Origin of the sequence: Pseudomonas sp. FSL R10-0399, assembly GCF_009600165.1 — a bacterium.
Taxonomy (GTDB): domain Bacteria; phylum Pseudomonadota; class Gammaproteobacteria; order Pseudomonadales; family Pseudomonadaceae; genus Aquipseudomonas; species Aquipseudomonas helleri.
Window position 1 is genome coordinate 1 of sequence record NZ_WIWK01000100.1, and the last position, 22737, is coordinate 22737.

24 protein-coding genes are annotated in these 22737 nt (G+C 58.8%); 18 read left to right on the forward strand and 6 right to left on the reverse strand.

Annotation, left to right across the window (positions count from 1 at the left end; all coding sequences use genetic code 11):
- Together GHO41_RS22740 and nrdR are read right to left on the reverse strand one after the other, a co-directional pair.
- On the reverse strand, positions 1-328 hold a 328-nt coding region (locus GHO41_RS22740), incomplete at its 3' end, for a deaminase (RefSeq protein WP_256678829.1).
- Complete coding sequence (gene nrdR, locus GHO41_RS22745) at positions 325-789, reverse strand: transcriptional regulator NrdR (RefSeq protein ID WP_048367842.1); 465 nt, start codon at positions 787-789, stop codon at positions 325-327. The genes GHO41_RS22740 and nrdR, both read right to left, overlap by 4 nt.
- Before the next feature lie 139 nt (positions 790-928).
- On the opposite strand from nrdR, the gene GHO41_RS22750 reads away from it, so the two are divergent.
- The 3 genes from GHO41_RS22750 to GHO41_RS22760 are packed head-to-tail and all read left to right on the forward strand — an operon-like array spanning position 929 to position 2971.
- Entirely contained in the window at positions 929-1378 is a 450-nt protein-coding gene (locus GHO41_RS22750) for a YbaY family lipoprotein (RefSeq protein WP_048367771.1), read from the forward strand.
- Positions 1375-2064 carry a methyltransferase gene (locus GHO41_RS22755; protein WP_153390863.1) on the forward strand — a complete coding sequence of 230 codons (690 nt, stop codon included), beginning with the start codon at positions 1375-1377 and terminating at the stop codon, positions 2062-2064. Before GHO41_RS22750 ends, GHO41_RS22755 begins: the two co-directional genes overlap by 4 nt.
- A 31-nt stretch (positions 2065-2095) precedes the next feature.
- Complete coding sequence (locus GHO41_RS22760) at positions 2096-2971, forward strand: co-chaperone YbbN (protein ID WP_153328484.1); 876 nt, start codon at positions 2096-2098, stop codon at positions 2969-2971.
- 51 nt (positions 2972-3022) lie between these two features.
- On the opposite strand, the gene GHO41_RS22765 is transcribed toward GHO41_RS22760, so the two are convergent.
- A complete protein-coding gene (locus GHO41_RS22765; protein WP_048388948.1) occupies positions 3023-3364 on the reverse strand; it encodes a hypothetical protein in 342 nt (113 codons plus the stop codon).
- A 131-nt stretch (positions 3365-3495) separates the two neighbouring features.
- Here GHO41_RS22765 and GHO41_RS22770 point away from each other — a divergent pair, with 131 nt between their 5' ends.
- From GHO41_RS22770 to GHO41_RS22790, 5 genes are all read left to right on the forward strand, one after another.
- Entirely contained in the window at positions 3496-4056 is a 561-nt protein-coding gene (locus GHO41_RS22770; RefSeq protein WP_048373876.1) for a DUF2796 domain-containing protein, read from the forward strand.
- A 141-nt stretch (positions 4057-4197) separates the two neighbouring features.
- A complete protein-coding gene (locus tag GHO41_RS22775; protein WP_153434724.1) occupies positions 4198-4908 on the forward strand; it encodes an ABC transporter ATP-binding protein in 711 nt (236 codons plus the stop codon).
- Position 4909: 1 nt separating this feature from the next.
- Positions 4910-6175 carry an ABC transporter permease gene (locus GHO41_RS22780; RefSeq protein ID WP_153434725.1) on the forward strand — a complete coding sequence of 422 codons (1266 nt, stop codon included), beginning with the start codon at positions 4910-4912 and terminating at the stop codon, positions 6173-6175.
- Positions 6176-6200: 25 nt separating this feature from the next.
- Positions 6201-6710, forward strand: a complete 510-nt coding sequence (locus tag GHO41_RS22785; RefSeq protein ID WP_048373919.1) for a DUF3299 domain-containing protein — start codon at positions 6201-6203, stop codon at positions 6708-6710.
- Between the two features lie 120 nt (positions 6711-6830).
- The gene (locus GHO41_RS22790) at positions 6831-7529 is read left to right on the forward strand and encodes an OmpW family protein (RefSeq protein WP_153434726.1); all 699 of its coding nucleotides are present in this window, start codon (positions 6831-6833) and stop codon (positions 7527-7529) included.
- Between the two features lie 188 nt (positions 7530-7717).
- On the opposite strand, the gene GHO41_RS22795 is transcribed toward GHO41_RS22790, so the two are convergent.
- The 3 genes from GHO41_RS22795 to GHO41_RS22805 form a co-directional block, all read right to left on the reverse strand.
- Complete coding sequence (locus GHO41_RS22795) at positions 7718-8647, reverse strand: NAD-dependent epimerase/dehydratase family protein (RefSeq protein WP_153434727.1); 930 nt, start codon at positions 8645-8647, stop codon at positions 7718-7720.
- Positions 8640-9524 carry a sugar nucleotide-binding protein gene (locus tag GHO41_RS22800; RefSeq protein ID WP_048373885.1) on the reverse strand — a complete coding sequence of 295 codons (885 nt, stop codon included), beginning with the start codon at positions 9522-9524 and terminating at the stop codon, positions 8640-8642. Before GHO41_RS22800 ends, GHO41_RS22795 begins: the two co-directional genes overlap by 8 nt.
- Positions 9525-9669: 145 nt before the next feature.
- Positions 9670-11784 carry a mechanosensitive ion channel family protein gene (locus GHO41_RS22805; protein ID WP_256678830.1) on the reverse strand — a complete coding sequence of 705 codons (2115 nt, stop codon included), beginning with the start codon at positions 11782-11784 and terminating at the stop codon, positions 9670-9672.
- A 669-nt stretch (positions 11785-12453) separates the two neighbouring features.
- Here GHO41_RS22805 and GHO41_RS22810 point away from each other — a divergent pair.
- The 10 genes from GHO41_RS22810 to GHO41_RS22855 all read left to right on the forward strand — a co-directional run.
- Positions 12454-14181, forward strand: a complete 1728-nt coding sequence (locus GHO41_RS22810; RefSeq protein ID WP_153434735.1) for an AMP-binding protein — start codon at positions 12454-12456, stop codon at positions 14179-14181.
- A gap of 229 nt (positions 14182-14410) precedes the next feature.
- Positions 14411-15340 carry a hypothetical protein gene (locus GHO41_RS22815; protein WP_218580275.1) on the forward strand — a complete coding sequence of 310 codons (930 nt, stop codon included), beginning with the start codon at positions 14411-14413 and terminating at the stop codon, positions 15338-15340.
- A gap of 27 nt (positions 15341-15367) precedes the next feature.
- Complete coding sequence (locus tag GHO41_RS22820; protein WP_048373891.1) at positions 15368-15619, forward strand: acyl carrier protein; 252 nt, start codon at positions 15368-15370, stop codon at positions 15617-15619.
- Positions 15620-15650: 31 nt separating this feature from the next.
- Positions 15651-16529 carry a hypothetical protein gene (locus tag GHO41_RS22825; protein ID WP_153434729.1) on the forward strand — a complete coding sequence of 293 codons (879 nt, stop codon included), beginning with the start codon at positions 15651-15653 and terminating at the stop codon, positions 16527-16529.
- Complete coding sequence (locus GHO41_RS22830) at positions 16526-17098, forward strand: hypothetical protein (protein WP_153434730.1); 573 nt, start codon at positions 16526-16528, stop codon at positions 17096-17098. The genes GHO41_RS22825 and GHO41_RS22830 overlap by 4 nt, the downstream gene beginning before the upstream one ends.
- Positions 17099-17100: 2 nt before the next feature.
- Entirely contained in the window at positions 17101-18090 is a 990-nt protein-coding gene (locus GHO41_RS22835; protein WP_048388963.1) for a ferritin-like domain-containing protein, read from the forward strand.
- Positions 18091-18104: 14 nt separating this feature from the next.
- Entirely contained in the window at positions 18105-19082 is a 978-nt protein-coding gene (locus GHO41_RS22840) for a hypothetical protein (RefSeq protein ID WP_218580276.1), read from the forward strand.
- Position 19083: 1 nt separating this feature from the next.
- Positions 19084-20259, forward strand: a complete 1176-nt coding sequence (locus GHO41_RS22845; RefSeq protein WP_153434731.1) for a PLP-dependent decarboxylase — start codon at positions 19084-19086, stop codon at positions 20257-20259.
- 10 nt (positions 20260-20269) lie between these two features.
- Positions 20270-21844, forward strand: a complete 1575-nt coding sequence (locus tag GHO41_RS22850; RefSeq protein ID WP_153434732.1) for an acyl-CoA ligase (AMP-forming), exosortase A system-associated — start codon at positions 20270-20272, stop codon at positions 21842-21844.
- 4 nt (positions 21845-21848) lie between these two features.
- Positions 21849-22737, forward strand: an 889-nt coding sequence (locus GHO41_RS22855; RefSeq protein WP_153434733.1) for a hypothetical protein, incomplete at its 3' end; no start/stop codon positions are given.

The following is a 22737-nucleotide window of genomic DNA, read 5'->3' on the forward strand; positions in this document are numbered from 1 at the left end:
GAGACAGGGCTGCAACCACTCGGGCAATGCCCGCATGCAGCAAGCCATCGGCGCATGGCGGCGTGTGCCCGTGGTGGCTGCATGGCTCAAGGGTGACGTAGGCGGTAGCGCCACGGGCCAACGCACCCGCGGCACGCAGAGCGTGGACTTCTGCATGGGGCTCGCCCGTACGCTCGTGCCAGCCTTCGCCCACCACCTGCCCGTCGCGCACGATCACGCAACCGACCCGTGGATTAGGGTGAGTGGTGTACAGCCCTTTGCGCGCCAGTTCGATGGCACGCGCCATGTAATGGGCGTCTAAAACAGCTTGTTCGGCGGTCAGGGTCATTCTTTGGAAGGCTCACGGGCGAGTCGATCGATCTCTTCGCGGAACTCGTTGAGGTCCTGGAAGCGTCGGTAGACAGAGGCGAATCGGATATAGGCCACTTCGTCGAGCTTTTGCAGCTCGGTCATGACCAGCTCACCGACGACCAGCGATTTGACTTCGCGTTCGCCGGTGGCGCGCAGCTTGCTTTTGATATGGGCCAGCGCAGCTTCAAGGCGCTCGACACTGACCGGGCGCTTTTCCAGTGCTCGCTGCATGCCGGCGCGCAGTTTTTCTTCGTCAAAGGGCTGACGACTGCCGTCTTGCTTGATTAGTCGCGGTAACACCAACTCGGCTGTTTCAAAGGTGGTGAAACGCTCACCACAGGCCAGGCATTCACGCCGGCGGCGCACCTGATCGCCCTCGGCGACCAGACGCGAGTCGATGACTTTAGTGTCGTTGGCACCGCAGAATGGACAGTGCATGGTGGCGGCAACAAAAAATGGGAGGGCCATGGTAGCGCATCCCACTAGCAAGACAAGCCATAGGCTTTACGGTATACAGTCCGCCGACTACCTTTTTACACAATTTTTGACGTCGACTGACCTGCCGCTGGAGCTTCTCATGTCACTACGAACGTGTGTTTTGCTGTGTTTCGTCGGTTTGCTGGCCGCTTGCAGCAGCGAGCCAGCCAAACCGCCACAAACTCAAGTGCTGGCCCAGCCAGAAACCGACGCACCGGCCGATCTGGGGCCGCTGCCGGCGTATCAGCGTGAACTCAGCGGCGTGCTGACCGGGGCACCTAAAGGCGCCGAGGTGGAGTTGGCGATCCTGATTGTTGACGAACGCGGCCGCCCGCAGGGGCTGATGGCCAGCAGCAAGATCATTGGCAATAACCAGCCGCTGCCCTTCAAGCTGCGCTTTAACCCTGAAGCCTTCCCTGCCGGGGCACGGGTTGAGTTGCGCGGGCGGGCCAGCCAGTCCGGGCAATTGATCCTGCACCTGCCCTCGCGCATCATCAGCCAGCCGTCGACGCAGAATGTGGGCACCCTGGCCTTTGTCAGTGCACCATGAACACACCGCTCGACCTGCAACAGTCTTTACGCGCATTGCTCGGCGATGCGCGCCTGGTCATCACCGAGCTGCCAGGCACGGCACTCAAGCTCTGGCTGATTGATGCGCAGAACATGGACCGTGAGTTCACCCCCGATGAGACCCGGCGCATTCTCTATGAGCCCCCGTATTGGGCCTTTTGCTGGGCCAGCGGCCTGGCGCTGGCGCGCTACCTGGACGAGCAACCGCAGTGGGTACAAGGCAAGCGCGTGCTGGACTTTGGTGCCGGTTCGGGGATTGCCGCGATAGCGGCGGCAAAGGCGGGTGCGCTGGAAGTGGTGGCCTGCGACCTGGACCCTCTGGCGCTGGCGGCCTGCAGGGCGAATGCCGAACTCAATAGCGTACAGCTGCATTATTCCAGCGACTTTTTTGCCGAAGCTGACCGCTTCGATCTGGTCCTGGTGGCGGATGTGCTGTACGACCGCGAGAACTTGCCGTTGCTGGATCAGTTTTTGACTCGCGGCCAGCAAACGCTGGTCGCTGATTCCCGGGTGCGCGATTTCCAGCATCCGCTGTACCAACAACTGGGCAGCCTCAAGGCACTGACCTTGCCGGACCTGGCCGAACCCCACGAGTTTCGCAACGTCAGCCTGTATCACGCGCAACGCATGCACGCGGCTTTAAGCCTGCCTGTGCAGCCTTTATAGTTGCCTTCATTTACCTGTTTCGAGATGCACGATGACTCAAACTACGCCTTCTTATAGCTTCGACGTGACCGCAGCCGATTTTCAGAAGCTGGTGGTCGACGCTTCTCACGAGCAACCGGTTCTGGTGGATTTCTGGGCCGAGTGGTGCGCACCGTGCAAGGTGATCCTGCCGATCCTTGAAAAAATCACCGAGAGTTATCAGGGCGAGTTGCTGCTGGCCAAGGTGAACTGCGACGTTGAACACGCACTGGTTCAACACTTCGGTATTCAGAGCCTGCCCATCGTGGTGCTGTTTAAAGAGGGCAAGCCGGTCGAGCACTTCCAGGAAGCCTTGCCTGAGTCCGCCGTGCGCGCCTTGCTGGAGAAACACGTTGAAATGCCTGAGCCTGAAGAAGCAGACCCTCTGGAGCAAGCGCAGGCGCTGTTTGCCGAGAGCCGTTTTGCCGATGCTGAAGCGTTGCTCAAAGGCATCCTGACTGAAGACAACACCAACGCCAAAGCGCTGATTTTGTATGGCCGCTGCCTGGCTGAGCGCAATGAACTGGCCGAAGCCCAAGCAGTGCTGGACGCGGTTAAGAGCGATGAGCATAAAGCCGAACTGGCCGGTGCCAAGGCGCAATTGACGTTTCTGCGCCAGGCGGCAGAGCTGCCAGACGCGGCTGATTTGAAAACCCGCGTGGCGCAAAACCCGCAAGATGATGAGGCGGCGTATCAGTTGGCGATTCAGCAATTGGCCCGCCAGCAATATGAGGGTGCTCTGGAAGGCCTGCTGAAGTTGTTCATCCGCAACCGCAGCTACAACGAAGGCATCACCCACAAAACCTTGTTGCAAGTGTTTGAGTTGCTGGGCAATGACCACCCGCTGGTGACGACCTATCGCCGCAAGCTGTTTGCGGCGTTGTACTAAGGTCAAAAGATCGCGAGGCAAGCTCGCTCCTACAGGGGTGGGTTTGCGGGGTTATTCGATCCAGCTGTAGAGCGGTGAGTCGACGCCGCTGACGACTTTGACCTGGCTGCTGTGACGCAGGCGCACCAACAGGCGCTTGCCCGCGCCGGTGCTGCCTGTCAGGGCTTCGAGCTGGCTCAGCAGTTCCGGGCCGGTGATTTGCCCGGCGTTGCGCAGCAGGTCTTTGGTGGTTTCCCACAGCGCATCGTCCTGGCTTACGGGCTTGGCGGGCGTCGCAGCGACTGGAGCTTCGCTCACATTTAGTTGTGCGCCCAGCTTCGCCCAGTCGCCCTCATCCAGCTCTACGGTCAGGTCAACCGGCCAATCACCTATCGTTCCGCGAATTCGCACCATCGTCCTGCTCCTCAAATTTCATGGGGCATGCTCCCATGCGGCTTGCAGAACGCCAAGCACACGGGCAAAATCTCGAATTGATTGTTATAAGATTACATAACATTTAATTACATTTTTGCTGGAGTCGTGGTATGCGCCGTTTGCTTCTTGCTTTGCCGTTTGCTCTGTTGCCGCTGACCATGGCTCACGCCGCCGACGATCATGACCATGAACACGGCAGCCTGGGTGCCCACGAGCATGGTGTCGGGACGTTGAATGTGGCCCTGGACGGCCCAACCCTGGAGCTGGACCTCGACGGCCCGTCCGTCAACATCGTGGGTTTCGAGCACATTGCGACCACAGACGCCGACAAGGCCAAGGTCGATTCCGCACGCACTCAACTGGAAAACCCGCTGGCCCTGTTCAGCCTGCCAAAGGCCGCAGGGTGCGTGGTTGAAGCCCAAGACCTGGACAGCCCGTTGTTCGAAGCCGCCCCTGAAGAAGCCGGTGCGGCAAAAACAGAACACCACCACAGCGACATAGAAGCGCACTATGCATTTACGTGCGCCAACCCCGAGGCGTTGAAAGCACTGGATCTGACCCAGTTCTTCAAGACCTTCCCGGGCACCCACAAACTCAAGGTGCAATTGATTGGTGGCAGCGGCCAGCAAGGTTCTGAGCTGACGCCTAAAGCGCCAACCCTGAAGTTCTAAACTCCCCACTTTGTAGTCGCTGCCGAAGGCTGCGATGGGGTGCGCAGCAACCCTGCTGTTGAAGCTCCTGCGGCCCTTATCGCAGCCTTAGGCAGCGACTACAACGTCAACATTCTCACTGGCAGGCGATAACCCTTCCCCATGACCCAAGCACTTATCGAACTCAATGACCTGAGTTTCAGTTGGCCCGGGCAACCGGTGCTGCTGGATATTCCGGCCTTCCGTCTTGAACCCGGCGAAACGCTGTTTCTGAAAGGTCCCAGCGGCAGCGGTAAAACCACCTTGCTGGGTTTGCTGGGCGGCGTGCAAAAAGCCAGTCAGGGGACGATCCGTTTGCTGGGGCAAGAACTGAGTGAATTGGGCTCAGGCGCCCGGGACCGATTTCGGGTTGATCACACGGGGTATATTTTTCAGCAGTTCAACCTGCTGCCGTTTTTGTCCGTGCGCGAGAACGTTGAACTGCCGTGTCACTTTTCTAAATTGCGCGCCAGCCGCGCCGCCCAGCGCCACGGCAGCGTTGCCAAAGCCGCGCAAACCCTGCTTGCGCATTTGGGCCTCAAAGACCCGGCCCTGCTGGAGCGCCGTGCCGACTTGCTGTCCATCGGCCAGCAACAACGTGTTGCCGCCGCCCGCGCGCTGATCGGCCAGCCCGAGTTGGTGATCGCCGATGAACCCACCTCTGCCCTCGATGCGGACGCCCGCGAAGCGTTTATCCAGTTGCTGTTTGCCGAGTGCCGGGAGGCCGGCGCCAGCTTGCTGTTTGTGAGCCACGACCAAAGCCTGGCCACGCTCTTCGACCGCAACCTGTCGTTGTCTGAACTTAATCGCGCCGCTACACCGGCAGAGGTCTGAGATGTATTTGTTTCGCCTAGCCCTGGCCAGTCTGGCCAACCGACGCTTCACCGCGATCCTCACCGCATTCGCCATCGCCCTGTCGGTGTGCCTGCTGCTGGCGGTGGAGCGGGTGCGCACCGAAGCCCGCGCCAGCTTTGCCAGCACCATCAGCGGCACCGACCTGATCGTGGGGGCGCGTTCGGGGTCGGTCAATTTGCTGCTGTATTCGGTGTTTCGTATTGGCAATGCCACCAACAATATTCGCTGGGACAGCTTCGAGCATTTCGCCAATAACCCGAAAGTGAAATGGGCGATCCCGATGTCCTTGGGTGACTCACACCGCGGCTACCGGGTGATGGGCACCAGCGAGGCGTATTTTGAGCACTATCAATACGGCCATCGGCAAAACCTTCAACTGGCCAGCGGTCGGGCCTTTCAGACCGACCCGTTCGAGGTCGTACTAGGCGCCGAAGTGGCCGAGGCGCTGCATTACAAGCTGGGTGACAAGCTGGTGCTGGCCCACGGCGTGGCGGCGGTCAGCCTGGTTAAACACGACGACAAACCTTTCACCGTGGTCGGTATTCTCAAGCGCACCGGCACGCCTGTGGACCGCACGCTGCATATCAGCCTCGGCGGTATGGAGGCGATCCATGTCGACTGGCACAACGGCGTGCCTGCCCAGGGCGCTGCACGAGTCACTGCCGACCAGGCGCGCAATATGGACCTGACGCCTCAGGCCATTACGGCGTTTATGCTCGGCCTGAACAGCAAGATTTCGACCTTTGCCCTGCAACGCGAGATCAATGAGTTTCGCGGTGAGCCAATGATGGCGATTCTGCCCGGCGTGGCGTTGCAGGAACTCTGGAGCCTGATGAGCACCGCTGAAAAGGCGCTGTTCGTGGTGTCGCTGTTTGTGGTGCTTACGGGATTGATCGGCATGCTGACGGCTATTTTGACCAGCCTTAATGAGCGCCGCCGCGAGATGGCGATCCTGCGTTCGGTCGGTGCCCGGCCCTGGCATATCGCCACACTGCTGGTGTTTGAAGCACTGGCCCTGGCCTTGGCAGGCGTGGTGGCAGGCGTCGGCTTGCTGTACGTATGCATCGCGCTGGCCCAGGGGTATGTGCAATCGAATTATGGGATCTATTTGCCGCTGGCCTGGCCAAGTGAATATGAATGGACGCTGCTCGGCGGTATTCTGGCAGCCGCCCTGCTGATGGGCTGCGTACCGGCATGGCGCGCTTACCGACAATCGCTGGCCGATGGTCTGTCCATTCGTTTATGAGCTCAGGTTAATGAAAAAAGCTGCGATGTCTGGTGTGCTGCTGGCGCTGTTTCTCTGGGTGAGCACACCCTTGTGGGCGGCCGAGCCGAAAGAGCTGACGTGGTCAGAGATGATTCCGCCAGACGCGCCGCCAGAAGTGCCGAACATGACGCCGCTGCATGACCTGTCGCAGATGGGCGATATGGAGGCCGCTCCGGCGGCCAAGCAGGACTTGCCCAACGCCCCCGTGGTCACGCAACTCGATGGCCAACTGATTCGCCTGCCGGGGTACATCGTGCCGCTGGAAGTCAATGAAGAGGGGCGTACCACGGAGTTTCTGCTGGTGCCGTACTTTGGCGCGTGCATCCACGTGCCGCCTCCGCCGTCCAACCAGATCGTGCATGTGACCAGTAAAGTCGGGGTTCAGGTCGACGAACTGTATCAACCGTACTGGATCGTCGGTGCCTTGCAGGTCAAGCCTAGCACCAGCGACTTGGCTGACGCGGGCTATCAGATGGATGCACAAAAGATCGTGGTCTACGAACTGCCGGACTGACCCGGCAGTCGTTCACGAAATTTTCACGTCTTCACTTTTCATTGAGCTGGGTCAACAGAACGGGCCCGGCTGCTCATTACCATTGGTTATATAAATTTTAAATATCCCAATGGAGCTCCCATGCAAAAGTCCCTGCTTAGCGCCGCCGCGCTTGCGCTTGCCGTTGTCGCACCGTTGGCCCACGCGCATTCCGAGGGTGACATCATCCTGCGCGCCGGTGCCATTACGGTAAACCCGAAAGCCGATAGCTCCCACGTCAAAGTGGACCGCGGCTCGTTGGGCGGGACCGATCTGGGCGGCAAGGCGACCATGAGCAGTGACACGCAACTGGGCCTTAACTTTGCTTACATGATCACCGATCACGTGGGTATCGAACTGTTGGCCGCGACCCCGTTTGAGCATGACGTGAAACTCAAAAACACTGGCCTGCCACAAGCCAACGGCAAGCTGGGTACCCTCAAGCACTTGCCGCCAACCCTGAGCGTTGTGTACTACCCGCTGGACTCCAAGTCAGTGTTCCAACCGTACGTGGGTGCCGGTATCAACTACACCTGGATCTACGACGAGCACGTGGCCAGCCGCGCATCGGCTGAAGGTTTCGACAACTTCCGCGCGTCCAACTCGTGGGGCGTGGCCTGGCAGATCGGTGCTGACTACATGCTGACCGACAACATCATGATCAACGCCCAGGCGCGTTACATCGATATCGACACGCACGCCTATGTCAACAACAGCGCCGTAGGCGATGGTACCCGCGCCAAGGTCAACGTCGACGTTGATCCTTTCGTGTACATGGTCGGCTTGGGTTATAAGTTTTAAGCGCGCAGCGCTTGGCTAAAAGCCTCTAGCTTCAAGCGGCAAGAAAAAAGCGCCTTTTAAGGTGCACTTCAAAACCTGTGGGAGCCTGGCTTGCCAGCGATGCAGACGATGCGGTTTTCTGTAAAACCGCGTCGCTTCTATCGCGAGCAAGCCCGCTCCCACAAGGTGTTGAAGTGTTACTCGGGTTGTTAACGCCCCAGCAGGCGGGTCAGACCGACGTTCATCGGTGTGGTTTCACCGAGGGTGAAGCGCTGCAACAAGCGAGTGTTGTCTGCACGCGAGTGACGGATATCACCCGCACGAGCCGGGCCGTAGCTGATCGGTGGCAGTTCGCCGACCACTTCGCTCAAGGCTTCGAGCATTTGCTTGAGGGTGGTGGCTTTGTTCAGGCCCACGTTGATGGCGCCCTCTTCAACCTGTGGCGCTTCAATGGCCTGCACCAGAATGCCGACCAGATCTCCCACATAGATGAAGTCTCGGGTTTGCTCGCCATCCCCAAAGATGGTGATTGGCAGGCGATTTACAGCGCGCTCGCTGAAAATGCTGATCACTCCCGAGTACGGCGAGGATGGATCCTGGCGCGGCCCGTAGACGTTGAAGAAGCGGAAAACCACCGGTTCCAGACCGTGCTGGCGGCGATAGAAGTCCAGATAGTACTCACTGGCCAGCTTGTCCGAAGCATAAGGGGTCAGCGGCGCTTTAGGCGTGTCTTCAACAATCGACTCGCCCTCACCGTTGTTGCCATAGACCGCAGCGCTGGAGGCAAACACCACACGTTTGACGCCCGCTTCGCGCATGGCCTCGCACACATTGAGCGTGCCGACAAAGTTGCTTTGGTGAGTGCTTACCGGGTCGTCTACCGAGGCCTGCACCGAGGCCACCGCGGCCAGGTGCACGACTGCGCTGCAACCGGCCATGGCGCGTTTGACCAGTGCCGCGTCGGCGACGTTGCCTTCGATGAGTTCAACCTTGGGGTTATCCAGAGGCAAGTTGCTGCGTTTGCCCGTCGACAGGTCGTCGAGGATCCGCACGGCATAACCTTTGGCCAGCAAGCCGTCTACCAGATTGGAGCCGATAAAGCCGGCACCGCCGGTGATTAAAACGGGAGCGTCAGCCATGTCGATAAAACCTGTCCAGTAAAGCCGGGAGCCCTGCACGCCAGGCGCGAGGTTTGATCCCGAAGGTGTGAAGGATTTTTTTACAGGCCAGTACTGCATGCTGTGGCTCTTCAGAGGCATCAGGGCATGCAGCGTGTGCCTGCGGGGTTGGCGCCTGGACGGCCAGCGGGTGTAAGTGACGCGCTTCATCCAGGATGGCCTGGCCCAGCGCCAGCGGCGTTGTGGCCTCATGCCCGGCGTAGTGGTAAGTGCCCCACAGCGGCGCCGCGCAATCGAGTTGTTTGAGCACCGAAATGATGACCCGGGCGGCGTCATCGACCGGTGTCGGGTTGCCGCGTCGATCATCGGCCTTGAACAATTCGCCGGGCTTTTCTGCCTGAGCCAAAAACCGTCCCAGACTGCCTTCGGGGCTGTCATCGAGCAACCAGCCGAAACGCAGCAGAACATGTTGCGGGCAGATGGCCCGCACGCTTTGTTCAATACGCCACAATGCCTGACCGCGCAGGCCGAGCGGGACGGGTTCGTCTTTTTCGCTGTAGGCCGTGGCCCGCGAACCGTCAAACACTCGGTAGCTGGAGGGCTGAAGCAAGGTGATGCCGTGGTGCTGGCACAACTCAGAGAGCCGCTCGACCGCCCGTTCCTGGTCGGCAAGGCGTGTTTCGCTCACGCTCCGCGCCTGAAACCAGTCGAAGTAGTACGCAAGGTTGATGACGGCATCCGGACGGGTCTCGTCCAGCAGCTGCGTCAGGCTCGCGGCGTCCCAGCCGTCTTGCGGCGGACGCGGGGCGAGGAAATTGATGTCTTCCTCGGCACCCAGACGAATCAGCGCCTGCCCGAGAGCATTTCCGCCGCCCAATAACATAAGGCGCATTCGCATAGAGTGTGCAGGCTCAGTCTATTCAGAACGGTGATATATACCAGAAAACCAACCGTGGAAGCTGTTGGCCATGATCAAGACCCCACCATTTTGCGGGTTTCTGTGCGTGTCGTCACTGACAAACTGCGCAGCTGGTTATTTGCCATCACTGTGATGAAGGCGGCATATCAGGCAACAAAAGCGCAGAACGCGGCGGTTCGGCTGCCGCTTGAGCGGTTTGCCCGGTGTCACGCGCAGGTATCAAAAAGCCCTGTGGATAATGTTGTGCAAAATGTACATCGGCTGAATTATCCACAAGCTTTTTCAGCCGCTCATTGAATGCCCGCGTAATAGAGCCCTGCGCACCGGAAATGGTTCTGAACTGCGCGGTAATCGTGACCCCGTCGAGGTTCATGCTGTCGATCCCGTACACGCTCATCGCCCCCTGCAAACTGAGGCTGAGCAACGGGTCGTCGCTGATCTGCCGCCCTGCCTCGCTGATCAAGTCCGATGCTTTATCCATATCGCTGTCATAGGTGAACTGGACGGCGAAATACGCGTAGGCAAATTGCCGCGAATGGTTGATCACCGCCTTGATCTGACCGAAGGGCACCGAGTGCACATAACCACGTGAATCGCGCAGCCTCAAGGTACGGATAGTCAGCCCTTCGACCGTGCCGGCGTGGTTGGAGTCGATCTCGACCCAATCGCCCACCGAGATGGTGTCTTCGATGAGGATGAACAGCCCGGTGATGACGTCTTGCACCAGTTGCTGGGAGCCAAAACCGATCGCCAGGCCGATCACCCCCGCGCCCGCCAGAAACGGGGTCACGTTCACGCCCAGGTTGGCCAGGGTGGTGATGGTGAAGATCACCGCCAGCACCACTTTTATCGCATTGCGGATCAACGGCAGGATGGTTCTGATGCGGGTGCTCGGTGCGTGAGTGCCGCGCCGTGTAACCGGAGGCTCCAGAACTTGCTGAATGGCGGTATCCATCACCACCCAGGCCAGCCAGGTGACCAGAAAAATCAGCAGGATGTGCCCAAGCGAGTCACTGATCACTTGCCCCGTGTGGCTATCGGAGGCAAACGCCAACACAGAGAACCCCCAGATCTGCGCGAGTAATTCGATGAAGGCCACGGCCAGCAGAATGCGCAACAGCACATACACCACCATCATCAAACGCACGCGGTAGGCGCCGTTGGAGCGCAGGAGTGTGGTGAATGAGTGGTGCAAAAGCGAGCCCAGAAACACCGTTGCAATCAGCAAACCTGAAGTCAGCAATGCACTGCGCAGCGCCCGCCCGCTGCCCTCGCCAACGCCCACCAGGTCCAGCGCCGAGACCAGCAGCATGAGCAGAATGGGCCAATACCAGAGCACCGAGAAAATCCGCAGCGACTCCTGGAAAGCAGGCTGCCCCAAGCGCTGCGCCAGCGCTCGATTGCGAATCAGTTGCCCCACTGGACGACGCAACTTGATCGCCAGATAAGCAAAGACGGCGCACGCGACCAACCCCGAGAATATAGAGAGACAACTGGCGACATTGGCACCCAGCGTGAGCCCGACCTGCGGGGTGTCCATCCCGTCACTCAACGCGGCAAAGAACCCCATCGCGAACAACGGACGCACGCAGTGCTGACGAATAATCTGCACGGCGGGCCGTTTGTGTCCGGCATCGAGCATCGCGATCAATGACATCACCAGCGCCGCACAAAACACCCCGCTGCTGCCGGCATAGGTCAAACAGACTGCCAGAGCACGGCCAATTGAGCTGGGCAGCAAGTGACTGCCGAACACAATGACGACCAACGACAGCACCGCAGGCAGCAAATACGGCACTCCGGCGCGCAGCAGCCTTTGCAGGCGCGGACGCGCTTGCACGATGCGAGTGTTGTTCAAAGACCGCACCAGCAGTTTGCCCGCCAGCATCAGCCCGGCAAAAACACCAGACCAGATGACCAGCAACACGAAAAAGTCGCCCACTCCATTCTTATCAGGCTGCTCGACCACCTTGTCGGCCAGCACCCCGGCTTCATGGGCTGCCCGCTCAGCACGCAGGCGCCAGATATCCAGCAAGTGCTTGCTCAGCCCCAACTGGTCTTGCACATCATCAATGCTGGAACCCAACACCCCGAGCAGCCCGCCATCGAACAGTACCGGCGGTTTGCCGTCGGTCTCTTCGGCTTTGATGACCGAGGCCAGGGTGGGTGCCGCTTGAAGCATGCCGTTGCCTGAGAGCAACAGGATGAGGAACACAAAAACTGTTTTGAATTTGGACAAACCCGGGGCCCCATGCACATCCTTGATAGACCCACCGTACCAAATGATCAGGTTCGATACAGGGCACGTCTGTGTTTTCGATCACCTACAGCGTAGTCAATGCCACCTCTGGCGCCAGCAATCATCGACCGGGGGCTGCCTGAAGTGACCGCCATAAAATACACGGCCAGACAAAATGTGTAACCAGAAGATCAGACACCAGAAACTTCATACGTAGCTAACAGTGAATCAAGCTCTCAATATGTGAAGGGCATCACTCTTATTAGAACTCCGCACAAGAGCCAATAAACGACAACTTTAAAACAAGTTTAAACCGCATAAACCCAACAACTTTATCAAGACAATACGCACAGTTAAGATCAGACATCCCTTACAAAAAGGGAACACCTGCGCAGGCCGTTTAAATACAAAACACCCTATATGGCACACCCAATGTTTAGACGATTAAACAACTACAGCCCCACATCAAAACAAAGCAACAACGCAGTGCACACACCCATGTTTACGTAAATGAAAATTTTCATGACATATTTACAAACATAATTTCATCTATTAGAGTCATTCGAATAGGGCATTACAGGCTTGAACCCTCATTCGAGTACCACACTGCACTTTCACTATTTAATAGCCTTGTTTGTCTGACTGCCCGGAGATCGGAAATTGGAAACAATGATCGATGCTATTTTGTGCGCCCTGGATAACCCACAGCAAAGTGCACTGCGCCACATTACGGTTATAGAAGAGAACGGGGAAGAAAAAAGCATTTCCTATGCGGCGTTGGCACAACAAGCGCTGGCAGTCTCTTCAGCCCTGACTGAACTGGGGGTTGTTCGTAATGATTTGGTTATCCTTGCCCTGCCGGCTTCCATCGATCAATTGGTGTTACTGACCGGGTGCGTTTTGATTGGCGCTTTACCTTGCACGGTAGCGCTACCCGGAAGGCTGATGGCCGACTCCCCGCGCAACCAGATCTACGTGGCCTGTCAGTTGTTTGCACCACGCTTGCTGATCGCATCCGAGAGCAACACACCCGCACTACAGCGTTTGCTTGCCCACCTGCCTGTACGGGTGTTCTCGAGCGAAGAGGTGAAGCTCGCTGCCAGTGCAGGGTTTCCAGTGCGTGTGGAGCGCTGCCAGGCAGACAGCGGCCATCATGTGCAACTGACCTCGGGCTCGACCGGCCGCCCCAAGGCCGCCATCCTCAGTCATCAGAATGTCATCGCCAATGTGCGCGGTATCGGCGCAGTGGTGGGTTACAGTGTTGAGCGCGGCGACGCCTCTGCGTCCTGGCTGCCGCTGCATCACGACATGGGCCTGGTGACGCTCTTGTCGAACCTGTATTACCAGGCGCCCCTGCTATTGATGCAACCGGCCAGCTTTATTCGCAACCCGCTTGGCTGGCTCAAGCGCATGTCCAGTTTTGGCGCAACTACCACGGCTGCGCCGACGTTCGCCCTGCAGTATTGCATTCGCCGTTACCGCGAAGCGTCAATGAAAGACGTCGACCTGAGCAAGTTGCGCAATATCTTTGTCGGCGCCGAAAGAGTGGATGAAGCCTGCCTGAAGGAGTTTGCACAGACTTTTGCACCGCACGGTCTTTCACGTTCTGCGCTGCAACCGTGTTACGGCATGGCGGAATCGACGCTGGCAGTGACCATGCATAACACGAACTTCAATTACGACAAGCAGGCGCTCTCCTACGTCATTGCTGACCGTATCGACTCCGGCGCAGTGATCGACCATTGGCAGGCTCGCCGCGCCGACGCCAACACTCGCAGGGTAGAAACCGTGCTGTCGATGGGGCGCCCGATTGAGGGTATGCAGGTTGCCGTGAAGGCGCTGGACCGTTCTGACGCCAAGGACCGTGAAGTCGGCGAAATCTTTATACGCGGTACGTCAGTCATGTCCGGCTATTTGCCCGCCGAAGGCCAGACCGAGCAGTACCAAAGCGGCGACTGGTTTGCGACCGGTGATATCGGTTATCGAGTGGATGAACACGTGTTTGTCCTTGGCCGCAAGAAAGAACTCATCATTATTCGGGGCAGTAATTATTTCCCGCATGAAATTGAAGACGTTATTGCATCACACCCTTTACTGGCCAGCGGTGGCAATGCAATAGCGGCTTTCGGTATCTACGACGAAACACAGAGAACCGAGAGCCTGGCTATTCTGATCGAGCTTGAAGCGAAACAGGATCAAATAGAACTGCGCAGTCAACTTCAAAACCAGTTGCGCGACAAGTTTGGATTTGGTGCGCACGCCATTACCTTCGTCCCTCCCGGAAGTTTGCCACGCACTACCAGCAACAAACTTAAGCGTCTGGAATGCCGCAGCATTTATCTCCAACTGGCGTTGGACAACATAGATAAAACCGAGACAGCGCAACTTATTAGTTAACGCACAAGCAACGCTGTGACATCGACACGCTGACGCACTGCACCTTTTAATTACTGGATCACACACTATGCACACTTTGATGCAAGGTGGGGAGACGGGTTCGTCACGCCATTCATTATTGAATGTGTGTGCGCAACCGGTTCTTCACCGCTTATCCCTCTATGGCGAACTTCCTGCTCAGTTGATCCAGATTATTTCGCGCGCCTCAGTGCGACTGATGGATTCAGACATGTTGATTTCGCAGACAATGCACAACTATGAGGCTGCCGAACAATTAAACCGGCCCTCGGTGGCCCTGTCGCAGCCGACCCATGATCTGGAAACTATTCTGGAGCGCATTGAGCAAGACGGTCTGGCGTTGCACTACCGATCCTTCATGCAGAACTTCGCCCATTTGTTTTCGCTGTTTCTGACACCGGATCAATACGAACGGGCACGCGCCAGCATTGATGCCGGCAGCGCCCTGCGCTTCCTGATGAGTGATGCCGGCGGCCCTACCCTCACGAGCTGGCGCACGGTCGCCCAGCCGGAAGGGGATGGTTTCAAACTGCACATCGACAAGGTCTGGGGCATGTACGCCAACCTTGATGGCATGGCAATCGTTGCCGCCCGCACGCCTGGCTCGTTTTTCCCGTCGGCCTTCCTGGTTTGGCCCGAGCAATACAAGAACCTCAAGCGAACGCTCTGCGGCGAGCCCTTTCTGGGCGATGTCGTGCAGTTGGGGAACGTCAAGGGCACGGTGCAGGTTGCCCAGGAAGACCGCCTGAAAGTGGGCGGGCCTGCGGTACTCAATAAATACCTGACAACAGTACGACCTTTTCTGGTGCGCGCACTGATGGCCCACCTGCAATGGCTGACAAGTCAGGGGCGCCTCGAACTCACGCCAGACGAGCGCGCGTCCCGCGACTTCATCGCCGCTGCCGCACGCACCAAGACGCTCGCCGACCGCTACGAGAGCGAAGACGTGCACCGCGTGCTGGCACTGAAACTCGCCTCCAATGAACTGCTTTTGCATCTGGTCAGCCGCGGCGCCGTGGCGAGTTTTCTCGACCAGCGTGACCTGTTGGCGTTTACCAAAATGGAAGGCAGCTCTTACCGCTGTTATCACGAATTGCGCGCAAGCATGCGCGTGGCCAAGCCTGAACCCGAGTCAATTTAACCCGCTGTACCCCCAGGAGAAGCACCTATGACAACGACGACTGACACCCTCAACACGCTGGAACTTCTGAAAAAGGAAGCCGCCAAGATTCTCAATATCGAATCCGTCGACACCCATGTCGGCCTGGGCGAGCTGGGTATCGATTCACTCAACGTGGTTGAGCTGATCGTCTATTGCGAACAGCTCTACGGATCCATTGATCCTGAGCAACTCAACATCACCCAGTACACCACCCTGGAGCAAATCGACAGCCAGTTGCAGCAGCAACAAGTCGCCTGATCGCCAATCACCCTCATACCAGAAGCTCACCATGTCGAACTCGCCGCCCTTTGCATCAACGCCGTCGCTTGGCACCGTTCCGGCTTTCAGGGTCCATACGGTTGCTTACCGGCGCACCGAAACGCCCTTTGTGTCGCCCCAGGTCAGCCTGGAGGATGCGGCGTTGGCGCTGGGGCAGCGGGTCGGCGAAGAGGCTTGCCGTTATGCAAGCCACGCAGGCCCCATCGACGATTACGTGGTGAGCTCTACCGTGTTGTCGCAGTTTTTGGCTGACGGTTCGCCCCATGCAGGCTATTTCCAGGAGGCGCTCGCCAGCCGTTACGGGCGCCGCCCTGACTGGGTCACCAACGCCTACGAATGCACGGGCTGGGGTTTCATCCTGCGGTATATCCAGGGCAAGGCTCAGTTCAACGGTCGTCGCAGGTTGTTACTGCAGATTGTCGACACGGATATCCACAATTTTACTTACTGGCTAGGCAACAACCGTTGGGGTAAATCCGGTTTTGGCATCTGCACGTTAGTGATTGATGTGATGCCAGAGCCCAACAACATGCTGCTCATCGGCACTGCAAGCCAGGCTAATGCCCTGCTGCAATTAGGGCGAAGCCTGCGCAGTTTCACCGAAAGCCGGCCTGGCTTAGGCGTCGCGGTACCGTTCTTTCCCGAGATGTCACGTCGCGCCCTGTTCAAGTGTTTCGACACGGCTTGCGTGCACGCCGACCATTATCAGCGATTCGGTCATTCCTTCGGCAGCGACCCCTGGCTTTCGCTACTGGCCGAGCTGGGCGCGGGCTCCGCGCACCCCGGCAGTGACTGCATCGTGTCTTCGCTGGCAATGAACGGCTATTTCTCGATTGCCCAGATAACGCTCGCACCCGATCTGCACTTTGCACTGGAAGGTGAACTGTGAAGAACGCACACACCTGTTCGCTGCTGTTGCAGCGCAATCCGGATAACAACCGGGCGATCCCCTGTTCGGCTCGCAACCTGCCACTGTTCGAAACCCACGACTATGCACGCCGGAGCGTGTACGCACACGACAACCCCACGCCGGTGCTGGTCAATAACCAGCAGTACTACACCCTTCTGTCGACGCTGGCCCGGCATATTTGGGACAGCTGCGGCGAACAAACGCTGATCCTGGCGCAGGTACGCATGCCGTCCATCGACCTTGCGTTGCCAAAGAACCTGCTCGATCCACGCGTAACGCTGGGCGCCCACTTAAGCAATGAAGCCTTGTTCTGGGCACGCCAGCTACCGACACCGGTGGTCTGGATCAGCGCCGAACAGATTCGGCGCGACCTGTGGGACGGCGGCGATAACCGCCTGCACATCGCTGCCTGGAATTGCGCACCAACGCCAGCCATCTCCGAGTGGATCTTACCCGAACTGGACTGCTTAACAGCGCAGGTGCACCCATCACCTGTGCATGAGCCGTTCACCACATCTCAATCGAAATGCACGCACGTACAGGGGTGATCATGCAAACAGAGCACGAACAGACACTCGATGATGGCCAGCCGATCAAGTGGAATTTCTCGGTCGATGCGTTCATGTCGCAGACCTACGACTTCAGCGATGACAGCTTGAATGCGCTGTATCAGAAGACCAAGGCCAACCAGTGGGATGTCAATACCGACATCGACTGGAGCTACGAGCTCAACCCGGACAACCCTCTGGGCATGCCGGACGGCACGTTGCTGATCTACGGCACCGATGTCTGGAACAAAATGAATGAACAAAACCGTGCCGAAATTCGCCATCACTCCCAAGGCTGGACCCTGTCGCAGGTACTGCACGGTGAACAGGCGGCCTTGATCTGCGCATCGAAGCTGGCGGTGGCCGAAGAAAGCCTCTCGGCCCGACTCTGCGCCGCCGGGCAAATCATCGATGAAGCCCGTCATATCGAAGCCTTTGGTCGCTTGGTCAACAGCAAGCTGCCCATCAGCTACCCCATGAGCAAGGCGCTCAAAGGCCTGCTGGAAGAGACCATTACCACCAACAAACTCGACATGACCAACCTGGGCATGCAAGTGCTGGTGGAGGGCATTGCGCTGTCACTGTTTCAAAGCATGGTCGCCTACACCAAAGACCCGTTCATCAAAGACCTGATGACGCGTATTCAACGCGATGAAGCGCGCCACTTCGCCATTGGCCGTATCACCCTGGGCAGTGTGTACAAAGAAATGAGCAGCACTGAACGCAAGGAACGCGAAGAGTTTGTGGTGGAAGGGGCTTACACCTTGTACGAGCACCTGTGCGCCGACGACATATGGGAGCCGATGGGCTTATCCAAAAGAGAGTGCAGCCACCTGGTGAGGAGTTCGGAAGTGGCCAACTCCATGCGCCGCTCCATTTTCCGGCGGCTGGTACCGACCATCCGCGAAATGGGCTTGCTGACGCCCCGTGTGAGCGATGCCTTTGAAAAGCTCAGAGTGCTGGACTACGCCGCCATGCCGATGCCGGCTTAACAAGGAAGACAGTCATGATGCCCCCAACTACTGCGGCAACACACAGCCCCGCCCCCTTCACCATCGGTATTGACGCCGCCGCTTACGAACTGCCCGGCGAACGCCAGGACCTCCATGACTGGGCTCAGCAGCACAAGTTGCCCGCCGAGCGCTTTGACATGATCCGCAATGCGGGCTGCCGTTACTTCCATGTGTCACCGGACATCGACGAGGTCGAGCTGGCCAAGCGCGCAGTCGCTCGCCTGCAAGACGAGCAAGGCTTTAAAGGCAGCGACATCGGGGCGGTGATTCACGTGCATACCGGGCTGTTCAGCGTACCGCCAGCGCCACGCAGCCTGCCGCTGGAAGTGGCCACGGCATTCGGCATAAACCCTGTGTGGGCCGGGTCGATCGCACAGCTCAATTGCTCATCGATCAGCGTCGCCATTCAGATGGCCCAGGCGCTGATGAAAGTGCACAGCCAATTGCACTCGGTGCTGATCGTCTCGTCCGACCGCGTCTTCATCGAGCGTTACCGAGTGTTGCAGGCGAGCATTTTAAGTGATGGCGCGGGGTGCTTGCTGGTGACCCGTAACAGCCGCCGTAACCGGGTCGGCGCGACGGCCGTGCGCAATTATGGCAGCTGGTATCTGGGCTCCGTGACCAACAACGCGGTGAAGCAGGCCATGTTCAATCTGGAGTGGCACTACACCCGCAAAGTCATGATGGAAGCCGTGGCCGACTGTGGCATAGCGCTCCGCGATTTCACCTGCATTTTGCCTTACAACTCCAACCACTCTGGCTGGAACGCCTTCTGTGGTGCCATGGCGATTCCCGCCACCACGCTCTATACCGACAACATCCTGAACAAAGGTCACTCCTTTGGTTCGGACCTGGCGATCAACCTGGCCGACAGGGGCTTGAGCAAAGTCGATGCCGGGGCACACCTGATGAACATCACGGAATCGGACAACGGTTCATTTTCGGCCTTGACCCTTCATCCGGTGAATTGACATGACAACCACTCACGCCTCCCCGCCGGTTCGGGACGACGCAGCAGCGACCGATCAATGGCTTCTGAGTCTTAAAACGCCGTGCTATGTACTGGACCCTACTGTCGTAATGGCGCGTTACGCTGATTTACGCGAGCGGTTGGGTACGCCGTTGATTGTGTCGCTCAAGGCCAACCCCAACCTGGATCTGTTGATCCGTTGCGGCCACGTGTTCATCGACGGTGTGGAGCTGGCCAGCCTGGGCGAGCTCGATATTGTGGCGGGCCGCATCAACGCCCCCAAATACGTGAACAACCCGTCCATGGATGAAGATTTCATGCGCGCGGCCCTGGCTTCACGCTGCACGTTCATTATCGACAGCCTGGAGCAGGCGCAGCGATTGATTAACGTCATCGGTAAACAGGCCGCACCGCATACGGTATTGCGCTTGAACGCGGGCCAGTTGGTCAGTTCGGGCAAACACCCGGCGGACCATTTCGGCATGAGCCGCCACGACGCCTTGCTGACGACGACGGCATTGACCCAAGCCAACGTGCCCGTCGTCGGCCTCCATACGTTTGCGGGCTCCAACAGTTTTCATATCGATGACAAGGGTGCCGATGCTGCCGCCCTGGCCCACGCACTCGCGGCCTTTGCGCCGCAGGTCGCACGCCTGACCGGCATGCCGGTTGAGTTTCTTAACGTCGGTGGCGGTTTCTCCGAGCACTTCCCTAGCCAGGCGCAGACGTTTGACGCGTATCGCCAGCGTATTGCGCCGCTGCAAAAAGACTTCAAGGTCATCCATGAGTCCGGACGCGGCGTCTTCGCGGGTGCAGGCACTTTCGTGACCCGCGTGCGTTCAGTCAAAGCGTTGGGCGAGCGCTACGTTGCTGTCTGCGACGGTGGCCTGAGCCACAACTTCTTGCTGGCCAAAACTGAATCCATGTTGAAGCAGTACGCGCAGCCGCGTCTGCTGCGGCGCCAGCAGGCGCCGGTTGATGCGCCTACGTTGCCGATCCAGTTCGTGGGCAGCACTTGCAGCCGCGCCGACGTGATCGGCTGGAGCCATGACGCTTCGGCGCCGCCAAGCGTGGGCGATCTGGTGATCTTCGAGAACTGCGGCGCCTACAACCAGACGTACAGCGTCAGCGCCTTTCTCTCGCAGAGCCCCGCACACACCTATATCCACCAATCCTAGGGACGTCACCATGACCGCCCACATCAGTTTGTACGACCTGTTGAAAGACAGCGCGCACCACCATGGCGACCGCCGAGCGTTCGCGCAGGGCGCAAAGATGGCGACTTATTCAGAACTGCTGCAAGACGTGCGCCTGACGACAAAGAGGCTGGCCGATAGCGGCGTGCAAGCGGGCGAACGCGTCGCGGTGTATGCGGGCAAGCAGTACGAAACCGTGGTCATGTTCCTGGCGATCAATGCCCGGGGTGCGATCCTGGTGCCCATCAATCCGCAGCTCAAAGAGCAACAGGTGCGCCACATCCTGCTGGACAGCGGTGCGCGCTTGCTCGTCAGTACGGGCCCACGTCTCAGACGTATCGAGGCGATGGTCAAGGACATCGAAATCGATGCCTGGCCGCTGGAAAGACTGCAGCCCGATCACCCGGACACGCCGACCGATGCCGCGTTTGATGACGCACACAGCGCCGTCACCGACAGTGACCCTGCGGCCATTTTGTATACCTCCGGTTCAACCGGACGGCCCAAAGGAGTGGTGCTGTCGCAGCGTAACCTGGTGTCTGGCGCCTATAGCGTCGCTCACTATCTGGGCTTGCGGGCCGATGACGTGATCCTGGGCATATTGCCGCTGAGCTTCGATGCCGGGCTCAGCCAACTGACCACGGCGCTGGCCAGCGCAGCGTGCTACGCGCCGCTGGACTTCCTGCAAGCGAGCGAAGTACCGACGTTCTGCGAAGCCCATGGCGTCACCGTGATTACCGGCGTGCCGCCCCTCTGGATGCAACTGGCCTCAGTGCAGTGGCCGCAGCCTACCGGCGCACGCCTTCGCTGCTTTGCCAATACCGGCGGGCATATGCCACCGCCTTTGCTGGAAAAACTCAAAAACGCATTCCCCCATGCGCTGCCCTACCTGATGTACGGCTTGACCGAGGCTTTCCGCTCGACCTATCTGGCACCGGAAGCAGCCGCTACACGGCCCGACTCCATCGGCAAGGCGGTGCCCAACGCCGATATTCGCGTGATGCGCCCGGACGGCACCGAATGTACGGCGGGTGAGCATGGTGAATTGGTGCACCGGGGGGCATTTGTCACGCTCGGGTACTGGAATGATCCCGAGCTGACCGCTCAGCGCTTTCGTCCTTGGCCACGCCCGGACTCGCAGATTTCACGCACCGAAACAGCGGTCTGGTCGGGCGATATCGTCTACCGCGACAGCGACGGCTTTTTGTATTTCGTTGCGCGCAGCGACGACATGATCAAGACCTCCGGCTATCGCGTCAGCCCCACCGAAGTCGAAGAAGTCCTGTTTGCCGTGGATGACGTGGCCGAGGCGGCAGCGTTTGGTGTGCCGCATCCGCAACAAGGCGAAGCCATCATCATCAGCCTGTTCGCCCACCCGCACATACAGACCACCGCCCAGGCATTGATCAAGCTGTGCAGGGAAAAACTGCCGACCTACATGGTGCCGTTGCATGTGTCCTTCCATGACTCGCCTTTACCGCGCAACCCGAACGGCAAGATCGACCGAAAGCAGTTGAAGCAGCAGTTTTCCGAGTTTTTCTCTACCTCACTTACGGTCACGGAATAGCACCATGCTTCGAATTCGCGCTATCGCTTCTCACGTTCCCGACACATCCCCGTTCCAGGCGGTGCAAGCCCGGGAAAAAAACATCGGCTATGGCCATTTGTTGTACAAGTCAGCGGTCTTTTCCATGCCGCGCGGCAAGGGCAGGATCGACGCCGAAGAAACGCTTCGGCTGCTTCCCACGGCGAGCATCGAACTGCCGGTAGCGCCCCCTGTGCAAAGCGGCGCCGACCTGGCGCTGGAAGCGGTCGCGCTGTTGCGTGAGCAGATTCCGGCCGAAACGCTGGCACAGGTGACCCACATTGTGGTGACCAATGCCGCGCTTAACCAACGCATCAATGAATCGGTCGCAGGCCGCATCCAGCATGCACTGGGTTTGCCCAAAGCCTTGCCTTTCGCCATCGGCCAAGCGGGGACGGCGGGGGTATTCAACGCTCTGAGCATGATCGAAGCGCTGGTCAGCCTTGGCGGCAAGGTGCTGTTGGTGGCGTCCGACAAGTGGCTTTACCCCTTCTTTCGCGCCTGGGGTGACCTGGTGGTGTACGGCGACGGCGCAGCGGCCATCTTGCTCGATGGCGACGGTGAGGCTGGGCCAGGCTGGGGGTCGATCCGCGCCTCGGCGGTGCACTATGGCGCAGCCATCGACAATCCTTGGGGGCTGACGCCCGCTGCCCTGGCTGAACGCCTGCATCCGCTGGCGGTGAGCGCCGCGCAAACGGCAATCGAGCGGGCAGGACTGAACGCCAGCGACATCGATTGGGTGCTGCCGTCCGGGTTCGGCGACAGCTTTACTCTGGGCGTCAGCCGCGAACTGGGCATTGCGCAAGACCGGCATTTCGAATCCGGTGCCCGGCCTCACCACTCGAGCGCGGCGCCCTTGCTGTCGCTCCTGCGCC